Here is an 18,748-nt window from a genome sequence, read left to right on the forward strand (position 1 = left end):
GCGGCACCGTCGGCGAGCTGCCCGGTGCCGTCGGCGAGGGTGCCGGCTCCCGTGGCCAGCTGGCCGGTGCCGTCTGCGAGCCGGCCCGCCCCGTCGGCGAGGCTGCTGCCGCCGTCGACGGCGGTCGAGGCGCCATCCGTCAGCCGGGTGGCGCCGTCGGCGGCGTCGACCAGGCTCGAGCGGATGTCGGACAGGCCGATGAGCAGGGTGTCGGCGGCCTGCTCGTTGACCCGTTCGACGATGGCATCCCGAATGGTCTGGGCGGCCTGGCTGCCGATCGTGGAGGCGAGATAGCTGTTGGTGTCGTTGGTGGTGAGGGTGATCGTGGCCTGGTGCGGGGTATCGGATGAGGACGAGGCGATCGAGCTGGAGAAGTCGGCGGGAATCGTGACGCTGAAGTCGTAGGTGGCGTCGGCCACACCGGCCTTCGCGGTCGCCGCGGTCACGGTGTGCCAGTCGAAGGTGCCGTCCTCGATGAGCTGCTCGGCGACGTCGGTGCCGTAATTGGTGGCGGCGCCGTCCAGCTCCGAGCCGGTGTCGGACACGACCAGGGCCACGGGCACCCGGTCCAGGCCCGCGTACGGGTCCTGGTTGGCCCAGAGGTAGAGGCCGCCGTAGAGCACGGGCACCAGCATCAGCGCGACGAGTGCCACGCGGGACATGGTCGTGGCGGTCAGGCGCGCCAGCTCGGCACGGATCATGGCGAAGATCTTCACAGTTCGTCGGCTCCAGCGGTGGTGAGGGATGAGCGTACGAGTCCGGCGGGCAGTTCCCCGGCCGGCTCGAGGTTGGTCAGTTCCAGGTCGGCGATCGCGTGAGCGGAGGCGTCACCGGCGATCACGAGGACCGCATACCCCCGCGCGGCCAGGCCGCCCGCGACGTCCCACCAGCCCAACGGGTCGCCGCCGTGGCGGTCGGGCGAGGTGAGAACGAGGCCCAGAACGCCGTCGCGAAGCACAGCCAGCTCGGTGAGCAGGCGGATGCGGTCGTCGGGCGCGAGGTCGCCCATGTCGGAGCGTGCCTGGTCGGCGAGGCCGAGCTCGGTGAGCACCCGCGTGACCGTGCGGCGGCGGCCGAGGCGGCCGGCGAACATGAGCTCTTCGGCCACCACCTCGTCAACCTTGAGGTCCGCGGCCGGCTCCGAGACCCCGAGGGCGTCGACGAGGGCGATCTGGCGGCGCAGTCCCGCATAGTCGGTGTTGCCGTCCAGGGTGACCGTTCCGGCATCCGGCCGCATCCGCCCCGAGGCGATCAGGCCCAGAACAGTGGGGCGGCGTTCGGTCTCGGCGCGAGCAAACGTGACGGCGCCGCTGGCGAATTCCAGGGTCGTTTCCGGCAGGGCCGAGTTCTTCGGTCCTTTGGTGACAGCAGTGAGGTTAACGCGCATGCGAGCGCCTCCAGGGGGGAGAGGGGCCCGACCAGCGCCGGACCGAATTCTGGGGGAAAAGGGCACCGCGGCGCTGCGACAGGGTCACACTCTAATTCACCCACTCTGACTTGGGCTGACTGGTCAGTGTGAGTTCGAAAGCTCTCAGAGAACACCCAAGCCAGGGGTGCGCTTGCATCCGTTGAAAGAGCGGATCTATACTGACTAGTCGGTACAAAGATGCCGACGAGAGAGGAACGACGTGCAGGCGACACTGATAGCGGATGAACTGAGCGTGAGTCACAAGCGGGGCGTGGTCTTCGGGCCGCTGAGCTTCAGCGCCGACGACGGCCTCACCGTGATCTGCGGTCCGGCCGGCAGCGGCCGCACGAGCCTGCTCCTCACCCTGGCCGGGCGGATGAAGCCCAGCTCCGGCAGCCTGTTCGTGCTCGGGGAGGACCTGCCCCGTCACGCCAGGCGAATCCAGCGCCGCACGGGCGTGTCAGGGTTCCACGGCATCGACACCCTCGAGGAGTCGGTCAGCGTGGCCGCGGCCATCCGCGAACGCCACGCCTGGCTCGCCCCGTGGTGGTCCTTCATCCGCGCGGTCGACGATGCCGAGGTCGCCCGTGTCTGCGGCCCCGTCTTCGGTGACATCCCCGTGCCCGCCGCCAGCACCATGATCTGGGACCTCGACGAGGTGGAGATGGTGCTGCTGCGCGCGTCGCTGGCCATGATGAGCCGGCCCGACGTGCTGTTCTTCGACCAGGTCGAGCAGGTGCACTCCGCCGAGGCCCGCCGCCAGCTCTGGTACCGGCTCGGCGCGATCGTGCAGGCCGGCACCCCCGTGATCGCCTCGGCGATCGCACCGGACTTTGAAATGTGGGCGGAATTGGGCATCGACCCGACCGTCCTGTACATGAACCAGGAGATTCGCTAGATGTTCGCCTTCCTCTCTACGGGAACGGAGCTGCGCCGCTTCGGCAAGGGCACTCTGCCCAAGATCGCACTCGTCGTGCTGATGTTCATCCCCCTGATTTACGGCGCCCTGTACCTGTGGGCCTTCTGGGCGCCCGACAAGGAGCTCAGCCACCTGCCGGTCGCCCTGGTCAACACCGACACCGGCGCCACCCGCGACGGTGAGGAGTTCAGTGCCGGCGCCGACCTCGTCGACAAGCTCATCGACGGCAACGACCTGGGCTGGGTCGAAACCAGTGCCGCGGATGCCGCCACCGGCGTCATCGACGGCGACTACTACTTCTCCGTCACCATCCCCGCCGACTTCTCCACCGACGCGATCTCCGCCGGCACCGACACCCCCACCGCGGCCGAGGTGCAGGTCGACTACAACGACAGCAACAGCTTCCTCGCCTCCACCCTGGGCAAGCAGGCCATGGTGCAGCTGCGCGACGCCGTGTCGGTGAACATCGGCGACCAAACCGTCAGCGCGATGCTCGTGGCCGTGAACGAGGCCGGCGACGGCATCCGCAGCGCGGCAGACGGCGCCGGCACCCTCGCCGACGGCCTCACGACGGCCGAAACCGGCACCGGCACCCTCGTCGACGGGTTGGGCGACCTCTCCGCCGGCGCCGTGGAGCTCGACGACGGCGCCGCGCAGGTGGCCGACGGCTCCTCCACGTTGGCCACCGGGCTCGGCACGCTGTCCACCGGAGCGGCGACCCTGTCCGACTCCTCGGTGAAACTCGCCGACGGTGCCACCGCGGTCGCCGACGGATCCCAGAAGGTGTCCGACGGCTTCGCCAAGGCCGCCACCGGGGCAGCCACCCTCTCCGACTCCTCCGACCAGCTCGCCGCCGGGGCCACCTCCATCGCCACCGGTGCCGGGCAGCTCGCCACCGGGACGACCACGCTCTCCGATGGTCTGAAGAATCTCGAGGCGGCCATCGCTGCGGCCCCGGCCGGAACACCGGCCTCCGCCTTCCTGCCCTCGGTGACCAAGCTCGCCGGCGGCGCCGACACCCTCAACACCCAGACGCAGGGTGCCGCGACCCAGATCTCGGCCTACGCGACCTCCAGCGGGCAGTTCGCCGCCGGTCTGGGCCAGCTCTCCGACGCCCTCACCGGTGGTGCCCCCGGCGCCGCCCAGGTCGCATCCGGAGCCTCGGACGTCGCCGCCGGCGCCGGCGCCCTCTCTGCCGGGGCCGGCAAGCTCGCCACCGGCGCGGCGACCGCGGCCACCGGATCGGCGACCCTCGCCGACGGCGCTGACAGCCTGGCCGCCGGAACCGGCACCCTCGTCGACGGCAGCACCAAGCTGGTCGACGGCGGGACCGAATTGCAGTCCGGCACCGTGCAACTCGCCGATGGCGGCCACACCCTCGCCGATGCCCTTGCGACCGGCGCGGCAGCCGCGCCGGACGACAGTGACGCGCAGATCGCCACGAAGGCCTCGGTGATCGCGAACCCGGTCGACCTCAAGCAGACCTGGGAGAACGCCTCCGACAGCTTCGGAGAGGGGTTCGCGCCCTTCTTCCTCGCCCTGGCCACCTTCGTCGGTGCGCTGATCACCTGGCTGATCCTGCGGGCGCTGCCCACCCGGGCGCTGGCCAGCGCCGCCTCCGGGCTGCGCGCCACGATGACCGGGTTCCTGCCGGCCATGGCGATCGGCCTCAGCCAGGTCGTGATCATGGTCCTGGTGCTGGTCTACGGCATCGGGCTCACCCCGGCGCACTGGCTGGGCATGTCGGTCTTCATCTACCTCACCACTCTGGCGTTCCTGGCGCTGCAACAGATGTTCATCATCCTGTTGGGCACCGCGGCCGGCCGCGTGGTCAGCCTGGTGCTGCTCATGCTGCAACTGAGCTCGTCGGGCGGAACCTACCCGGTGGAGACCACGCCGGAGTTCTTCCAGATCCTGCACCCGTGGATGCCCGCCTCGTACGTGGTCACCGGGCTCCGGCAGCTCATCACCGGAGGAATCGACTCTAGACTGTGGCTCTCCGTGCTTGTGCTCGTGGGCATCCTGGTCGGCTCGATCGCCGTCAGCGCCTGGAGCGCGTCCCGGCAGCGGATGTGGACGATCACCCGGCTGCACCCCGAGATGACCATCTAGCCCTGAGCCCGCACCGAGTGCACTGAGAGGACCGGCCCATGCCCCGCGCGATCGGAACCAAACGAGCGATCCTGGATGCCGCGCTGGAGCTGGCCGCCACCCGCGGGATCACCGGCACCACGATGGATGACGTCGCGGAGCGCGCCGGGGTGGCCAAGGGCAGCCTGTATTACAACTTCAGCTCGAAGGACAACCTCTTCGAGGCGCTGTTGCAGGAGGGGGTCGGCGCGCTCGCCGATTCTCTCCGCGAGGCGCGCACCGGCCTGCACGGCCGGGCCGCGCTGGAAGCGTTGATCACGGTGCTGCTCGACCGGATCGAGGCCAACGCGGGCCTGGCCAAGCTGATGGCGGCCGAGATCTTCCGCACCGACCGGGCCTGGCAGAAGACCCTGTTCGCCCTGCGGCACGACGCCCTCGCGGTCTTCGCCGAGGCGATCGCCGAGACCAAGCCGGCCACCGCGGCGGCCGGCACCAGCGGGCTGATGGCGTCCAGCGTGTTCGGTGCCGTGCTCATGGCCGGCCTGGAATGGCTGGTCTTCGAGCCCGACCGGCACCGCGACGAGGTCTCCGCGGCCATCCTCGAGTCCCTCTCCGGCGGCCTGCTCGCCTGAGCCCCCTGTCGCGAACTGTGACCTGAGCCCCAGAATCGGGCGAATGTGGTGCTTAAGTCGCAGCTCGCGGGGCTGAATCGCGGGTCGCGGTAGTATCGAGTGTGACCGGCGCAAATCTGATCGACCAGCCCGAGACCCTCCTACCCGCGGAACCGGAGGTGACCGAAGCGCTCAGCCGAACCGCAACGCAGGATATTGCGACCGTGGTGGCGGCGCATCCGAAGTCATCGCTGGCCTGGTCGGCGCTTGCCGACTACACGCACAGCCAGGGTCGCCTGCTCGAGGCCTACGCCTATGCCCGGGTGGGCTACCACCGGGGCCTCGACGCCCTCCGTAAGGCCGGCTGGCGTGGCCAGGGCCCGATCCCGTGGGCGCACGAACCCAACCGGGGCGTGCTCCGCGCGCTGTTCGCCCTCCGCCGTGCCGCGGCCGAGATCGGCGAGACCGACGAGTTCGAGCGTCTCACCGCGTTCCTTACGGGCGCGGACCCCACCGTCATCACCCGGTTGCGCTCGCAGCACACCGAGACCCAGATGTTCCCGGCGATTCAGCCCGCCGTTTCGCCCGGCGACGACCCGGCCCCGCCGACCGCCGCCTTTGTTATTCGAGGAGACAACTAACCCATGCCAGCAATTGTTCTGATCGGCGCCCAGTGGGGCGACGAAGGTAAGGGTAAGGCCACCGACCTCCTCGGCAGCCGTGTCGACTACGTCGTCAAGTTCAACGGCGGCAACAACGCCGGCCACACCGTGGTCGTGGGTAACGAGAAGTATGCGCTACACCTGCTGCCCTCGGGCATCCTCACCCCCGGCGTGACCCCGGTGATCGCCAATGGCGTCGTCGTCGACATCGAGGTTCTCTTCGAGGAACTCGACGCGCTCAGCTCCCGCGGCGTGGACGTGTCGAAGCTGCGCGTGAGCGCCAACGCGCACGTCATCACGCAGTACCACCGCACCATGGACAAGGTCACCGAGCGGTTCCTGGGCAAGCGCCAGATCGGCACCACCGGCCGCGGCATCGGCCCGACCTACGCCGACAAGATCAACCGGGTCGGCATCCGCATCCAGGACCTGTTCGACGAGAACATCCTGCGCCAGAAGGTCGAGGGCGCCCTCGGCCAGAAGAACCACATGCTGGTCAAGGTCTACAACCGCCGCGCCATCACGGTCGACGAGATCGTCGACGACCTGCTCAGCTACGCCGAACGCCTGCGCCCCATGGTCGCCGACACCGCGCTGCTGCTGCACCAGGCGCTCACCGAGGGCAAGACCGTTCTGTTCGAGGGCGGCCAGGCCACGATGCTGGATGTCGACCACGGCACCTACCCGTTCGTCACCTCGTCGAATGCCACCTCCGGCGGCGCGGTGACCGGTTCCGGCATCGGCCCGAACCGGATCGACCGCATCATCGCGGTCGTCAAGGCGTACACGACCCGGGTCGGCGCCGGTCCGTTCCCCACCGAGCTGTTCGACGAGTCCGGCGAGTTCCTTCGCGCCAAGGGCTTCGAGTTCGGCACCACCACCGGCCGCCCGCGCCGGTGCGGCTGGTACGACGCCCCGATCGCCCGCTACACAGCCCGCATCAACGGTGTCACCGACTTCGTTCTCACCAAGCTCGACGTGCTCACGGGCCTGGAGACCATCCCGGTCTGCGTCGCCTACGAGGTCGACGGGGTGCGCTTCGACGAGGTGCCCGTGTCGCAGTCCGACTTCCACCACGCGAAGCCGGTCTACGAGGAGTACCCCGGTTGGACCGAGGACATCACCATGGTGCGTCACTTCGAGGACCTGCCCAAGAACGCCCAGGACTACGTGCTCGCCCTCGAAGCAATGAGCGGCGCCCGCATCTCCGCGATCGGCGTGGGCCCCGACCGCGAGGCCATCCTCACCCGTCACGACCTCATCGACTAACCCGCACCGCACGCGAACCGTGAGCACGGCCCCGACCCCGAGTTTTTGGGGCTCAGCTCACGGTTCGGCGAAGGGAGAACCCACGTGACCGCGTTTCCACCCCAGGCGAGGCTGCTGACGGGGCGCTTCGTGTGCCTGGAACCGCTCAGCCGGGCACACCTGCCCGAGCTGCATCGCGCCATCGCGCATCCGGCCGTCTTCGCCGGTGGTTACGGCGGCGGTCCGCACGGCCTACCCGCCGACCTCGATGATTTCGTGGCCTTCGCCCTCAATTACTACCAGTGGGATGCCCACCCCTACGCCGTTCGCGTCGTCTCCGGCCCACACGCCGGCAACCTGGTGGGCACCTCGACGCTGGGCGACATCGACCTGCCCAACGAGGCACTGCACCTGGGCTGGACCGCATACGCCCCGCAGGTCTGGGGCACCGCGGTGAACCCGGAGACCAAGCTGCTGATGCTCGGTGCCGCCTTCGACAGCGGCTTCGGCCGGGTCAAGATCCAGGCCGACGTGCTCAACTCGCGCTCCCGGGCCGCGATCCTGGGCATCGGCGCCCAGTTCGAGGGCATCAACCGGCGGGTGCAGCGCCGGGCGGACGGGTCCTGGCGGGATACCGCCGTGTACTCGGTTCTCGCCGACGAGTGGCCTGTCGTGCAGGCCGGGCTGCACAAACGACTCGACGTTTTCGGCGGCAAAGTCGTGGAGTACCGCGACCCGCGGGCACCCCGCCGTCGGGTCACACCCAGCTGATTTACGGTCATCCGCCCGCGATTTTCGGACATCACCGTCGGCGCGGGTCACGGTGCCCGCCGGGCACCGCGCCCGTGGGCTAGGGTCAGCGGGTGACTGATATTTCCAGCCCCAACAACCCCAGGGTGGCCCTGCAATTCCTCGGGATGGGGGTGGTCTGGGGCGCCAGCTTCCTGTTCATGAAGGTGGCACTCGACGGCGTGAGCTTCGGCCAGGTCGCCTGGTCACGCCTGGTCTTCGGGGGGCTCACGCTGGGCCTCATCGTGCTGGCCACCCGCCCGCGTCTGAACAACGGTCCGGTGCTGCCCCGGGAGGGCGTCGTCTGGCTGCATTTCCTGGTGATCGCGCTCACCGGATGCGTCGTGCCGCACCTGCTGTTCGCCTGGGCCGAGCAGTACGTGTCGTCGAGCCTGGCCAGCATCTACAACGCCGTCACGCCCATCATGACCGCGGTGATGGTCACCGCCGTGTTCAGGGTGGAGAAACTCGCCCGCGACCAGGTGATCGGCGTGCTGATCGGCATCATGGGTGTGGTCGTGATCATCGCGCCATGGCAGTATTCGGAGCTGAACGGTGACCTGTGGGGCCAACTCGCCTGCCTGGGCGCGGCGCTCTGCTACGGCTTCACCTTCGGGTACACCCGCAAGCACCTCAGCGGCCGGCCCATCGCGGGCACCACCTTCGCCTTCCTGAACATCGGCCTGGCCGGCGTCGTGATGCTCGTGCTCACGCCCGTGCTCGCCTGGCAGCCGGTGTCCCTGACCATGCCGATCGTGCTCAGCCTGCTCACCCTCGGGGTGCTCGGCACCGGATTCGCGTACATCTGGCACATCAACGTCCTGCGGGCCTGGGGGCCGACGACCACCTCCACGGTGACCTACGTCACCCCGGTGGTCGGTGTGCTGCTCGGGGTGCTGGTGTTGGCCGAAACGTTCTCCTGGCACGAACCGGCCGGGGCCGTGCTTGTGCTGCTCGGCATCCTGCTGACCCAGAAACGGCTGCGGCTGCCGCTGGCGGTGCCTCGAACCGCCTCGTGAGCGGCGCCGCCCGGCGCGGGCATCCGGGCCGGTGCAATATCGTAAGGACATGGCTGTAAACGAGGAATTGCCCGCTGAAGCGGGGCAGGACGCGATCAACGAGTTGCAGAGCATCCGCCAGAGCATCGACAACATCGATGCCGCGCTCATTCACCTGCTCGCCGAGCGGTTCAAGTTCACCCAGAGCGTGGGAAGGCTGAAGGCCGAGCACGGTCTGCCCCCGGCCGACCCGGCCCGGGAGTTCTTGCAGATCCAGCGCCTGCGCGGCCTGGCCGAGGACGCCAGACTGGACCCGGCGTTCGCCGAGAAGTTCCTCAATTTCATCATCGCCGAGGTCATCCACCACCACGAGAAGATCGCCGGCGACTCGTCCGGGGGCGCCAGGGCCGCGGGCGCAGCCGCGTCTCGCCCCGCCGACCCGGCCCACCCCTCCACCTCAGCGTGAGCTGGAACCCGCGCGCGCTGCCCGACCAGTCCGGGCGCACCTTCGTGGTCACGGGCGCCAACGCGGGCCTCGGTTACTTCACGAGCGAGCAGCTGGCCGGCGCCGGCGCCCACGTGGTGCTCGCCTGCCGCAACCCGGCCAAGGCCGCGGCCGCCATCGCCGCGATCCGCGGACGGGTGCCGGGAGCCTCCGTCTCCGCTCTCGCCCTCGACGTGGCCGATCTCGGCTCGGTGCGCGGCGCCGCCGACCGGATACTCGAATTCCCGCGGCTGGACGGCCTCATCCTCAACGCCGGCATCGTGCACCCGCCGCAGGACCGCTCCGTGAGCCTGGACGGTGCCGAACTGGTGCTCGCCACCAATTACACCGGGCACTTCCTGCTCACCAGCCTCGCGCTGCCCGCCCTGCAGCGCACCCCCGGCAGCCGGGTGGTGTCGCTCGGCTCGATGATCTCCCGGCTGATGGACTCGTCGCTGGATGACCTGCAGCTGGAGGTCACCTACAACGGCTGGAAGGCCTACGCGCAGTCCAAGATCGCCATGCAGGTGTTCGGCTTCGAGCTCGACCGTCGCCTGCGCGCTGCCGGCCAGGGCGGCCCCGACGGCGTGCAGAGCCTGGTGTCGCACCCCGGATACTCGATCTCTGGACTCACCCCCGGCATCCGCGGGGTCAACGAGGTCAGCCGGGCCAAACGCTTCGCCGACACCCTGCAGGGCTTCATCGGCGCCCAGAGCAAAGACGCCGGCGCCTGGCCCACGGTGCGCGCGGCGATCGACCCGGATGCCCGCGGTGGCCAGTACTACGGCCCGCGGTTCCTCACCCGGGGTGCGCCGGCCCTGCAGCACCCCACCCGCACCTCACTCGACCGTGGCATCGCCGAGCGCCTGTTCACCCGAACCGAGGCCCTCGTCGACCAGCCCTTCGCCCTGCCCGCACAACTCGGGCCGCTCTAGCCCTGCTATCTCGCGAGAGCGGCCGCGTGGCTACCTCAGCGGGCTGAGGCAGCCACCTTCCCGCTTTCGCGACCCTTGAGTTTCCGAGAAACGACCACGGGGCCGCTTTCGTGCCTCAGGGGCGCCAGCCTGCGGCTTCCAGAGCCGTGGTGATCTTCCGCAGGGCGGGTGAGGGCGACATCCTCAGGTGCGATTTGTTGACGCGGATGACGCGCCAGCCGGCCTCCATGATCGCGTCAAGACGGTCAACGTCCCAGTGATATTGCTCCTCGTCCGCACGGTGCTGCTCGCCGTCATACTCCACCAGGACCCGGTACCCGCGAAAGACCAGATCTCCGGTCGCGATCTTGCGGCCGCGCCTGTCGAAAATCTCACCGTTGACCTCCGGTTCGGGTAGCCCGGCCCGCACGATCATCAGCCTGGTCGCTGTCTCCTTGGCTGAGTCCGTGCGGGGACGCACCGACTCGAACGCTTCACGCAGCCTTTTCGCACCCCGTTGCCCGGTGTAGCGCAACACGCCAGCGCGCAGCTCAGCCATGGTTGCCAGCGGCCGCTTGCGTCTCACCAGCGCATCTCCCACCTCAATCAGGGTGTCCAACGCCAACAGAGTGGACAGCTGACACCAGGTGTCGACCGGAGCCGTCACCGGCACTCCGCTTACGACGACGACCCGAACACGGTCGCGCTGCACGTGGTGCCCCACCACCCCGCGGCCGCCGTGCCGCAACCCGGCGATGTGTGTCGACACGTGCACGCGTGGGTCGCGGGCAAGGCGCGGTGGCAGCGGCAAGCCGTGGATCAGTGCCGCACTGGAGTGGCTGAAAAACTGCTCACTGCTGAGATGGGGCAGGTATGCGCGGACATGGGCGAGCGGGTCAGTCGGGTCCAGGGGCGGGGAGCGGATCCCGTAGTACGGCGTGGCCAGGTCGTCGCCACGCATCCGCGCCCGCGTGACGCCTTCGGCCAACCCTTCTTGATGGCTGAATGCACGACCTCGTAGAGCCGTAGGTATCTCGGTGCGCCGCTTCATCTCCAGAGGATGGACCTAGGCTCCCTCGCCGCGCCGAACTTATCCCCAGCCCGCGCCCGGCATCCCGCGAGAGCGGTCGTGTGGCTGCTTCATCCCTGTGAGGCAGCCCTTTCGCCGCTCTCGCGGGAGGTGGGGGTAGGGGTGCTTTCGCGAGAGCGGTCGTGTGGCTGCTTCATCCCTGTGAGGCAGCCGTTTCGCCGCTTTCGCGGGATGCCGGACGCGGGCCGCCGCGTGCTCGGGGCATGCGGGCCTGGAATGCTGCGTTCTGCCGGGCGGGGCATTGCCCAGGCACCGCTCCGGGGGCAGGATGCCACCGTGCGGGGGTTCGTCGAACCGGTGGTCCGCCACGGGCGGTGCAACGGGACGGACGGGCATGGGCGATCGGCTTGCGATCATCGGCGGCGGAATCGTAGGGGTCGCTATCGCGCGGGCACTCGTATTACGCGGATTCGGCGACGTCACCGTGTTCGAGAAGGAAGACCGGCTTGCCGCGCACCAGACCGGGCGCAACTCGGGGGTGGTGCACGCCGGTCTCTACTATCAGCCGGGCACGCTCAAGGCGCGGTTGTGCGCCGCGGGCCGGATCAGCATCCGCGACTACTGTGCCGAGAAGAACCTGCCCTACCGGGAGGTGGGCAAGCTCGTCGTCGCGGTCGACGAGTCCGAGCTGGCCGCCCTGGCCGACATCGAGCGCCGGTCACTGGCCAACGGGGTGCCCGACCTGGCCCGCCTCGACGGGCTCGACCGCCTCCGTGAGATCGAACCATCCGTCGCGGGCATCGCCGCGGTGCACTCGCCGCACACCGCGGCAGTGGACTACGGCGCGATCACCGAGGCGATGGCCGAGGATGTCCGCAGCCACGGCGGCACCATCCTGACCGGCCACGAGGTCGTGGCGTTGCACATCGAAGGCCAGACCGTGCGGGTGCGCACGCGCGACTCCGAGTATCTCGTTGACCGAGTGATCGCCTGCGCCGGGCTGCAGTCCGACGTGGTGGCGCACCTGGTCGGCGCGGACCCGTCGCCGAAGATCCTGCCGTTCCGCGGTGAGTACTGGGCGCTGGCTGCCGCCCGCACCGACCTGGTGCGCGGCATGATCTACCCGGTGCCCGACCCTCGATTCCCGTTCCTCGGCGTGCACTTCACTCGCGGTGTCTACGATGACGTGCACGTGGGGCCCAACGCGGTGCCGGCGCTCGCCCGTGAGGGCTACGCCTGGCTGACCATCTCACCGAAAGACACCTGGGACTCGCTGCGCTGGCCGGGGGCCGGCACTCTCGCGAAACAGCACTGGCGGATGGGACTGGACGAGATCAGCGGCTCCCTGCTGAAACCGTTGTACTACCGCAAGGCCCGCCGGTTCATCCCCGAACTCAGGATGAACGACCTCACGAGCAAGACCGCCGCCGGGGTGCGCGCCCAGGCCTGGGGCCGGGACGGCGCCCTTCTGGACGATTTCGCGGTCGACCAGGTCGGCCCGGTCACCCTGCTGCGGAACGCCCCGTCACCGGCCGCGACGTCGTCGATGGCGATCGCCGATCACCTGATCGAACACTACGTTTTCGCCCGCACGACCGACTAGCCGACGGGGCGGGGCACCCTCGCCGGCGCTCGCTGCCCCTCTGCTGGCGCTACCCGCCACGGACGGGGCGGCAAAGACCTGCCTACTCGCTGAGGTTGTCGCTGAGGATCTCGAGCACGGCCGAGCGAGTCACCCGGGCGCGGTCGCCCAGGCGGGCCGCCACCACCTCCACCAGCGCTTCGATCAGGATCACATGCGGCACCCGCGACGTGTGCTCGAGTTCGTGCCGGAAGGTACCCCGGGCCGGCGCCACAACCAGGGCGACGTCGGCCAGGCTGACCAGCGGCGAGGTGGCGAACGATGTGATGATCAGCACCGTCGCTCCGGTCTGCCGGGCCGCACGCGCGGCCTTGAGGCTCGCCTCGCTCGCACCGCTGCCGCTGATGATCAGCACCGCATCGGCCCCGGTCAACTGCCGGGCAGCGATCTGCTGCCCGATCGGGTCGGCCACGAACTCGGTGGGCCGGCCGATCGCGGTGAGCCGCATGCCCACGTCCAGCGCCAGCGGTGAGGACAGCCCGCTGGCCAGCGCCAGCAACCGTCCCGCCCCCACGATGGTGCTCACGGCCCGCTCCACAGCATCCTCACCGAGCACACTCGCGATGCGCGGCAGCGTCGCGGCCAGCGCGTCGATATCCGCGCGGATGGCGCCCAGCGCGGATTCGCCGTAGTCCCGCTCGCTCACCAGCGTCTGCGCGAGCTCCCGGGTGAGGGCCACCCGCAGCTGGGCGAAACCGCGGTAGCCCAGCTTCTGGCAGGTGCGGATGACGCTCGACCGAGCCACCCCGGCCCGGTCGGAGAGGTCCTGCGCGGTCATCTCCACCACGCCCTCGGCGTCGGAGAGGATCAACCCGACCACGCTGAGCTCGCTGGGCTGCAGGGAATTTTGCACGGTGGCGATGCGGGTCGTCACAGTGGCGTCGTCGTTACCGGTCCAGCTCACGAACGGATGCTCCTTCGGTTATGCGCCGGCGCAGGGCGCCGGACACGGCATCGATGCTCATCGTCACGACAACCACCACGAGGAGCAGCATCCCCACCGTCGACCACTCGCGATACTGAGTGTACGAGGTGAGCATGTCGCCGATGCCGCCGACACCGATCAGGCCGAGTATTGCGGATGCGCGCACGTTGATCTCGAATCGGTACAACCAGAACGAGATGAAGTCGGGCATCGCCTGGGGCCAGACGCCCCAACGGATCACCTCCGGGGTCGACCCGCCCGCCGCGCGCACGGCCTCGAGGGGCCCGGGGTCGACACCCTCGATGGCCTCGTACCCCCACTTGCCCAGCGTGCCGACGCTGTTCACGGCCAGCGCGAGCGCCCCGGTAAGCGGTGTCAGGCCGGTCACCGACAGGATGGCGATGGCGATGATGATCTCCGGCACCGCCCGGATGACCGAGAACAAGAGGCGCAACGCGCCACGGGCCGGTGCGGGGGCGAAACCGCGCGCGGCGAGAAAGCTCAGCGGCAGCGAAATCACCAGGCCGATGACCGTGCCCACCCAGGCCATCTGCACGGAGCGCCAGGTCTGCAGCAGCGCCTCGCCGATTTTGTCCCAGTTCGGATTGGCGAACATCAGCCAGAGATAGCGCACGATCTCGCCGGGCAGGCTGCCCAGCCTGGCCCAGTTGATGTCGACCGACCAGAACGCGACGATCACGATGACCGTCACCACGACGGCGGCGGTCAGCCGGCCCCGCGAGCTGGGCTTGGCCGGCAACACGAGGGCGCGGGTGGCGGGCGGGGAGGAGATGAGAGCGGTCATACCAGCCTCCGTCGGATAGCGGCGCTGACCGAGTCGATGACGACGACCACCACGAGGATCTCGAGGATGATCAGCGACAGTTGGTCATAGCGGTAGAAGGTGCGCACGGCGTCGATGAGCAGGCCGAGCCCGCCCGCGCCCACGAGGCCGAGCACTGTCGAGGCGCGCACGTTGAGTTCGAGCACATACAGGGTTTGGTTCACGAACGCGGGCCAGGCATCCGTCAGCGCGATGGCGCGGTTGATCTGCAGCTGGCTGCCGCCGGCGGCGCGGCCGGCTTCGAGCGGTCCGGCGTCGTTCACCTCGATCGACTCCGACACCATTTTCACGATGATGCCCACGTTGAACAGCACCAGCGCGATAATGCCGGGCAGCGCGCCCACTCCCACCATCGCCACCAGCACGGATGCGTAGAGCAGGTCAGGAATCGACCGCACCGCGTTGAGCACGGTCTTGACCACACCGCGGGTGTACCGGTTCGGATTAGTCAGCCGCGCCGCCCAGAGGCTGAGCGGCAGCGAGACGACGGCCCCCACGAAGGTGGCGATCACGGCCATCTGCAGGGTCTCCACCAGGGGTGGAATGGTGCGCGGGAAGAACGTCCAGTCCGGTCGCAGCAGGGCGAGCACCTTGTCGGCGCCGTTCTGCCAGTTGCGCACTATCGCGTCGAAGCTGAACGCGATGCCCCACTGCGGACTCAGCGTGACTGCCGTGATGAGCAGCACCACGGCCAGGCCCAGCCAGGGTTTCCACCGTCCGCGCGGCTTCGGCGGTAGAACCAACGGTGCCAGGGCGCTCATCAGCCGAGCACATCCTCGTGTTGGATGGACCGGCCGTAGATGGTCTCGAACACGGCGTCGGAGGCGGTGGCGGCCGGGCCGTCGTAGACGACCTCGCCCGCGCGCAGCCCGATCAGCCGGGTGCCGTAGGTGCGGGCCAGGTCCAGCAGGTGCAGATTGGTGAGCACCGTGATGCCCAGGTCCTGGTTGATCCGGCGCAGGTCCCGCATCACGCCGTGCGCGGTGGGCGGGTCCAGGCTGGCGACGGGTTCGTCGGCGAGCACCAGCTTGGGCTGTTGGGCCAGGGCGCGGGCGATGGCCACCCGCTGCTGCTGACCGCCCGAGAGCGTGGACGCGCGGTCATATGCCTTCGCGAGAATACCGACGCTGTTCAGCGCCTCGTAGGCGATCTGCTTGTCGTCTGCCCGGTAGAGGCCGAGCAGGGTGCGCCAGGTGGGTGTGTGGGCGAGCCGGCCCACGAGCACGTTGTTCAGCACGCTCGCGCGCCGGGCCAGGTTGAAGCCCTGGAAAATCATGCCTATCTCGCCGCGCAGCTGCCGTAGTTCCCGGCCGCGGGCGGTCTCCAGGTGGCGTCCGCCTACCTCGAGGGTGCCGGAGCTGATCGGCACGAGCCCGTTGATGGTGCGGATCAGGCTGCTCTTACCGGAGCCTGACAGTCCCACCACGGAGACCATCTCGCCGGCTTCGATGTTGAGGGACACGTCCTTCAGCGCGACGACCCCGTTGGGGTAGCGCACGTTGACGTCCCGCATCCGGATCGACCACGGCGCGGCGGCCGGGGTGTGCACCCCGGCCGCCGCGCTTTCGTGAAGGTCAGTCATCGGCTACTGCAGTCCCAGCTTTGTGGCCGCGTCGGCGACGACGGTGAGCGTCGACGGGTCGGCGGGCGCGAGCTTGGTGATGGAGTAGATCGAGGTGAGAACGGCGGAACCCTCTTCGGTGCTGGAGTAGTCGGCCAGGGCGGTGGTGATCTTCTCCTGCAGCTCGGGGGAGAGGCTCTCGGTGAGGGCCACGCCGTCGTTGGGGATCTCGTCGGTCAGTGCGAACACGACGACCTTCTCGCCCACGTCGGGCTTGTCCTTGGCCACGATGGTGCGGGCATCCCAGAAGCTGAAGCCCACTTCGGCGTCACCGTTGTAGACGGCGAGCACGGATGCGTCGTTGGTGGTCACCGGGATCTGCTCGATGTCGGCGTCGGTGTCCAGGCCCGCGTTCTTCAGCGCGAGGACCGGGTAGATGTAGCCGGCGGGCGAGCCCGGGCCGAGCAGGGCCACCTTGGCGCCGGTGACCTTCTTGATGGAGTCCAGGCCGGCCGGGCCGGCGAGGGCGTCTGCGCCGTTGCAGAACAGCATGCCGTCGCGCTCCACCGGGGTGTCGTCGCAGTACTTGTCGGGGTTGTTGGTCATGAACTGCGCCGGGTAGGTGATGTTGCCGTTACGTTCGGTCTGCAACACCACGGATGCGCCGTACATGTCGCTGGCCTGCCAGAGCTGCAGGGACGGCAGGAAGCCGATCTGAGCCTGGTCGGCGCCCATCGCCTCGACGGCGGCCTGGTAGTCCTTGGAGACGACGCCGGTGACGGGGATGCCGAGGGCCTCGGTGAGCATGTCGGTGAGGGGCTTGGCGGTGTCGACGAGCCCGGCCTGGTCCTGCGAGGGCACCAGGGCCAGGGTGAGCGAGGCGGGGTCGGCGGCCGGGGCGGGCGTGCTGTCCGCGGCCGAGTCGCTGGTGGCGCAGCCGGTGAGGGCGACGGCGGCGAAGGATGCCGCGGCGATGAAGGAGAGTGCTTTCTTGGGGATCACTGGTCAGCCTTTTCTGTGGTGAGAACGGTGGAGGGAAGGGTGCTGGAAGCGGAGTCGAGCCAGCCGCGCAGAGCCGGGTACAGCTCGTGCAGGTGTTCGGCCCGGTAGGTCGGGGTGGCGGGGGAGGGCCGGTGGGCGCCGACGAGGGCGGTGGTCGCTCCGCGACGATAGGCAGGCGCGAGGTCGTTCTCCCAGACGTCGCCGATGCTGGCGAGGTTGGTCGAGTTCGCTCCGACGGGCAGCCTGGTGAGCAGGCTGTCCAGCAGCGGGTCGAATCCGGCGGGCTTGCCCACGTCGGTGTGCACGACGTCGAACGCCCCGGTCAGACCGAGCGCGGCGAGGGCTTCGTCGATGCGGATGGCGGGGGCGTTGGTCGCGAGCACCAGGTAGGCAGCCGGGCGCGCCTCGGCGAGGAAGTCCGCCAGGCCGGCCGGCGCGGTGACCGGAGCGGCGTTGGTGGCGAGCTGGTGCCTGCTGGCCAGGTACGCAGCGCTGCGGGCGCTCGCGCCAACGTCGTAATGCGCGGCCAGGAGGCGCACCAGGTCATACCCGTCGATCGGCTGCCCATCCGGGCAGGTTGTCGCCGAGGGGGTGCCGGAGATGCTGTCTTCGAAGCGACCCAGGAAGTCGACGGCGTGTGCGGTGGGCAGCCCGCCGGCGATGAATCGTGCGTAGGAACGAATCGGTCCGTGCCCGAGGGAGACAGTCCCATCGAAGTCGAAGACCAACACCCGTTCGCGAGAAGGCACGTTTTACTCAATCCTGTTCCAGCGCCCCGGTGGACGCATGGTTCATGTTAGGAGTGCTGTATGGACCAAATGACCGCGCCAGGTGAACACCATGTAAACCTTCGGTCCCGGCCGGTTGGCGAGCTGTGCCTACGATGGGCAGATGATGTTCGAGCAGATCGCCCGCGATGCCGAGACCGGCCGCTTCGACGACTGGGCGCTGTCCACGGTGATCGACGAAAACGTCCAGTCCCCCGTGATCTCTAAGGCCGAGTTCCTCAGGCTGCATGCTGCGGCAGGGCTTGCAGCGACCTGGCCGATCGGCAACGCCGGCCTATTACACGTCTACGGGTACCTCCTATCGACCGTGGTGACACCGTTCGGTCTCAAGGGCGACCGTTGGCGCAACGGAGAGCTGGCCGGCCATTTCAGTCTGGCGCCCACGGCATTCCTGCTCGACGCGGCGGATGCGGGAGGCCAGACGGTACTCGAGCGGGTGACGGATGCGGCGCTGCCGCACCTGGCGAACCCTGCGGGCGCCCGCGGCGACGTTCTGGTCATCGACGACGAGGTTCCCGGTGAGGCGACGTTCTTCCGCACGACCGTGGTGAGCGCACCCGGCCAGCCCGGCGCGGCCCTGATTTACGGCGTGAGTGAGGGCGACCGGATGCGCGTGGTCACGGCTTTCCCGCTGGCCCACCCGACCCCGGCGTCGCTGGACGCCCTCGCGGCGGAGCCGCCGCGGATGCGCTACAACGCCGCCCTGACCGCGCTTCCCCCGCGCACCCCGCTGCGCCGCCGTCCCTGAGGCGCGCACGGCCCCGCGCTCGCGGTTGCGGCTGCGCGCGAGAGCGGCCGATCGGTTGCCCAGCGGTGCCGAAGCAACCCTTCC

20 protein-coding genes are annotated in these 18,748 nt (G+C 69.2%); 11 read left to right on the forward strand and 9 right to left on the reverse strand.

Annotated elements, in window-relative coordinates; genetic code table 11:
• Positions 1 to 716 (reverse strand): YhgE/Pip family protein (locus tag E3O57_RS01225; RefSeq protein WP_166804753.1); only part of this gene is annotated, 716 nt, incomplete at its 3' end.
• Positions 713 to 1,387, reverse strand: a complete 675-nt coding sequence (locus tag E3O57_RS01230) for a hypothetical protein (protein WP_103478574.1) — start codon at positions 1,385 to 1,387, stop codon at positions 713 to 715. The genes E3O57_RS01230 and E3O57_RS01225, both read right to left, overlap by 4 nt.
• A 241-nt stretch (positions 1,388 to 1,628) precedes the next feature.
• On the opposite strand from E3O57_RS01230, the gene E3O57_RS01235 reads away from it, so the two are divergent.
• The 9 genes from E3O57_RS01235 to E3O57_RS01275 all read left to right on the forward strand — a co-directional run bounded on the left by E3O57_RS01235 (position 1,629) and on the right by E3O57_RS01275 (position 10,145).
• On the forward strand, positions 1,629 to 2,306 hold the full coding sequence (locus tag E3O57_RS01235; RefSeq protein WP_103430657.1) for an ATP-binding cassette domain-containing protein: 678 nt from the start codon (positions 1,629 to 1,631) through the stop codon (positions 2,304 to 2,306).
• Entirely contained in the window at positions 2,307 to 4,439 is a 2,133-nt protein-coding gene (locus tag E3O57_RS01240; protein WP_103478573.1) for a YhgE/Pip family protein, read from the forward strand. It begins immediately after the preceding gene.
• A 38-nt stretch (positions 4,440 to 4,477) separates the two neighbouring features.
• The gene (locus E3O57_RS01245; RefSeq protein ID WP_088457405.1) at positions 4,478 to 5,050 is read left to right on the forward strand and encodes a TetR/AcrR family transcriptional regulator; all 573 of its coding nucleotides are present in this window, start codon (positions 4,478 to 4,480) and stop codon (positions 5,048 to 5,050) included.
• Positions 5,051 to 5,151: 101 nt separating this feature from the next.
• Positions 5,152 to 5,670: a DUF3151 domain-containing protein gene (locus E3O57_RS01250; protein WP_088457404.1), complete on the forward strand. Its 519-nt coding sequence runs from the start codon at positions 5,152 to 5,154 to the stop codon at positions 5,668 to 5,670.
• Positions 5,671 to 5,673: 3 nt separating this feature from the next.
• Positions 5,674 to 6,960, forward strand: a complete 1,287-nt coding sequence (locus tag E3O57_RS01255) for an adenylosuccinate synthase (RefSeq protein ID WP_088457403.1) — start codon at positions 5,674 to 5,676, stop codon at positions 6,958 to 6,960.
• A gap of 84 nt (positions 6,961 to 7,044) precedes the next feature.
• The gene (locus E3O57_RS01260) at positions 7,045 to 7,710 is read left to right on the forward strand and encodes a GNAT family N-acetyltransferase (RefSeq protein WP_088457402.1); all 666 of its coding nucleotides are present in this window, start codon (positions 7,045 to 7,047) and stop codon (positions 7,708 to 7,710) included.
• A 92-nt stretch (positions 7,711 to 7,802) separates the two neighbouring features.
• On the forward strand, positions 7,803 to 8,747 hold the full coding sequence (locus E3O57_RS01265) for a DMT family transporter (protein WP_341476109.1): 945 nt from the start codon (positions 7,803 to 7,805) through the stop codon (positions 8,745 to 8,747).
• A 49-nt stretch (positions 8,748 to 8,796) separates the two neighbouring features.
• Positions 8,797 to 9,192: a chorismate mutase gene (locus E3O57_RS01270; RefSeq protein WP_103478572.1), complete on the forward strand. Its 396-nt coding sequence runs from the start codon at positions 8,797 to 8,799 to the stop codon at positions 9,190 to 9,192.
• Entirely contained in the window at positions 9,189 to 10,145 is a 957-nt protein-coding gene (locus tag E3O57_RS01275; RefSeq protein ID WP_103478571.1) for an SDR family NAD(P)-dependent oxidoreductase, read from the forward strand. Before E3O57_RS01270 ends, E3O57_RS01275 begins: the two co-directional genes overlap by 4 nt.
• 115 nt (positions 10,146 to 10,260) lie before the next feature.
• Here E3O57_RS01275 and E3O57_RS01280 read toward each other — a convergent pair whose 3' ends face one another.
• The gene (locus E3O57_RS01280) at positions 10,261 to 11,175 is read right to left on the reverse strand and encodes an endonuclease domain-containing protein (RefSeq protein ID WP_103478570.1); all 915 of its coding nucleotides are present in this window, start codon (positions 11,173 to 11,175) and stop codon (positions 10,261 to 10,263) included.
• A 373-nt stretch (positions 11,176 to 11,548) separates the two neighbouring features.
• On the opposite strand from E3O57_RS01280, the gene lhgO reads away from it, so the two are divergent.
• A complete protein-coding gene (gene lhgO, locus E3O57_RS01285; RefSeq protein WP_103478569.1) occupies positions 11,549 to 12,757 on the forward strand; it encodes an L-2-hydroxyglutarate oxidase in 1,209 nt (402 codons plus the stop codon).
• An 82-nt stretch (positions 12,758 to 12,839) separates the two neighbouring features.
• Here lhgO and E3O57_RS01290 read toward each other — a convergent pair whose 3' ends face one another.
• From E3O57_RS01290 to E3O57_RS01315, 6 genes are read right to left on the reverse strand one after another with little or no spacing between them, the layout of a single operon-like run.
• Positions 12,840 to 13,700, reverse strand: a complete 861-nt coding sequence (locus tag E3O57_RS01290) for a MurR/RpiR family transcriptional regulator (protein WP_088457397.1) — start codon at positions 13,698 to 13,700, stop codon at positions 12,840 to 12,842.
• On the reverse strand, positions 13,684 to 14,526 hold the full coding sequence (phnE, locus tag E3O57_RS01295; protein WP_103478568.1) for a phosphonate ABC transporter, permease protein PhnE: 843 nt from the start codon (positions 14,524 to 14,526) through the stop codon (positions 13,684 to 13,686). Before phnE (E3O57_RS01295) ends, E3O57_RS01290 begins: the two co-directional genes overlap by 17 nt.
• Complete coding sequence (phnE, locus tag E3O57_RS01300; RefSeq protein WP_088457395.1) at positions 14,523 to 15,326, reverse strand: phosphonate ABC transporter, permease protein PhnE; 804 nt, start codon at positions 15,324 to 15,326, stop codon at positions 14,523 to 14,525. The genes phnE (E3O57_RS01295) and phnE (E3O57_RS01300) overlap by 4 nt, the downstream gene beginning before the upstream one ends.
• Entirely contained in the window at positions 15,326 to 16,147 is an 822-nt protein-coding gene (gene phnC / locus E3O57_RS01305) for a phosphonate ABC transporter ATP-binding protein (protein ID WP_103478567.1), read from the reverse strand. Before phnC ends, phnE (E3O57_RS01300) begins: the two co-directional genes overlap by 1 nt.
• A 3-nt stretch (positions 16,148 to 16,150) precedes the next feature.
• Positions 16,151 to 17,125 carry a phosphate/phosphite/phosphonate ABC transporter substrate-binding protein gene (phnD, locus tag E3O57_RS01310; protein WP_103459405.1) on the reverse strand — a complete coding sequence of 325 codons (975 nt, stop codon included), beginning with the start codon at positions 17,123 to 17,125 and terminating at the stop codon, positions 16,151 to 16,153.
• Entirely contained in the window at positions 17,125 to 17,877 is a 753-nt protein-coding gene (locus tag E3O57_RS01315) for an HAD family hydrolase (protein WP_174776294.1), read from the reverse strand. Before E3O57_RS01315 ends, phnD begins: the two co-directional genes overlap by 1 nt.
• 142 nt (positions 17,878 to 18,019) lie before the next feature.
• Here E3O57_RS01315 and E3O57_RS01320 point away from each other — a divergent pair, with 142 nt between their 5' ends.
• Positions 18,020 to 18,664: an amino acid deaminase gene (locus tag E3O57_RS01320; RefSeq protein WP_103478565.1), complete on the forward strand. Its 645-nt coding sequence runs from the start codon at positions 18,020 to 18,022 to the stop codon at positions 18,662 to 18,664.
• The last annotated feature ends 84 nt before the right edge of the window (positions 18,665 to 18,748 follow it).

The sequence above is a fragment of the Cryobacterium sp. TMN-39-2 genome (assembly GCF_004402745.1).
In the GTDB taxonomy this organism is placed as follows: Bacteria; Actinomycetota; Actinomycetes; order Actinomycetales; family Microbacteriaceae; genus Cryobacterium; species Cryobacterium zongtaii.

Bases quoted from the DNA above. Each gene is read 5' to 3' on its own strand.
- phnE (WP_103478568.1), bottom strand. From the start codon at position 14,526: ATGACCGCTCTCATCTCCTCCCCGCCCGCCACCCGCGCCCTCGTGTTG.
- E3O57_RS01320 (WP_103478565.1), top strand. From the start codon at position 18,020: ATGATGTTCGAGCAGATCGCCCGCGATGCCGAGACCGGCCGCTTCGAC.
- lhgO (WP_103478569.1), top strand. From the start codon at position 11,549: ATGGGCGATCGGCTTGCGATCATCGGCGGCGGAATCGTAGGGGTCGCT.
- E3O57_RS01230 (WP_103478574.1), bottom strand. From the start codon at position 1,387: ATGCGCGTTAACCTCACTGCTGTCACCAAAGGACCGAAGAACTCGGCC.
- E3O57_RS01245 (WP_088457405.1), top strand. From the start codon at position 4,478: ATGCCCCGCGCGATCGGAACCAAACGAGCGATCCTGGATGCCGCGCTG.
- E3O57_RS01240 (WP_103478573.1), top strand. From the start codon at position 2,307: ATGTTCGCCTTCCTCTCTACGGGAACGGAGCTGCGCCGCTTCGGCAAG.
- phnE (WP_088457395.1), bottom strand. From the start codon at position 15,326: ATGAGCGCCCTGGCACCGTTGGTTCTACCGCCGAAGCCGCGCGGACGG.
- E3O57_RS01255 (WP_088457403.1), top strand. From the start codon at position 5,674: ATGCCAGCAATTGTTCTGATCGGCGCCCAGTGGGGCGACGAAGGTAAG.
- E3O57_RS01270 (WP_103478572.1), top strand. From the start codon at position 8,797: ATGGCTGTAAACGAGGAATTGCCCGCTGAAGCGGGGCAGGACGCGATC.
- E3O57_RS01280 (WP_103478570.1), bottom strand. From the start codon at position 11,175: ATGAAGCGGCGCACCGAGATACCTACGGCTCTACGAGGTCGTGCATTC.
- phnC (WP_103478567.1), bottom strand. From the start codon at position 16,147: ATGACTGACCTTCACGAAAGCGCGGCGGCCGGGGTGCACACCCCGGCC.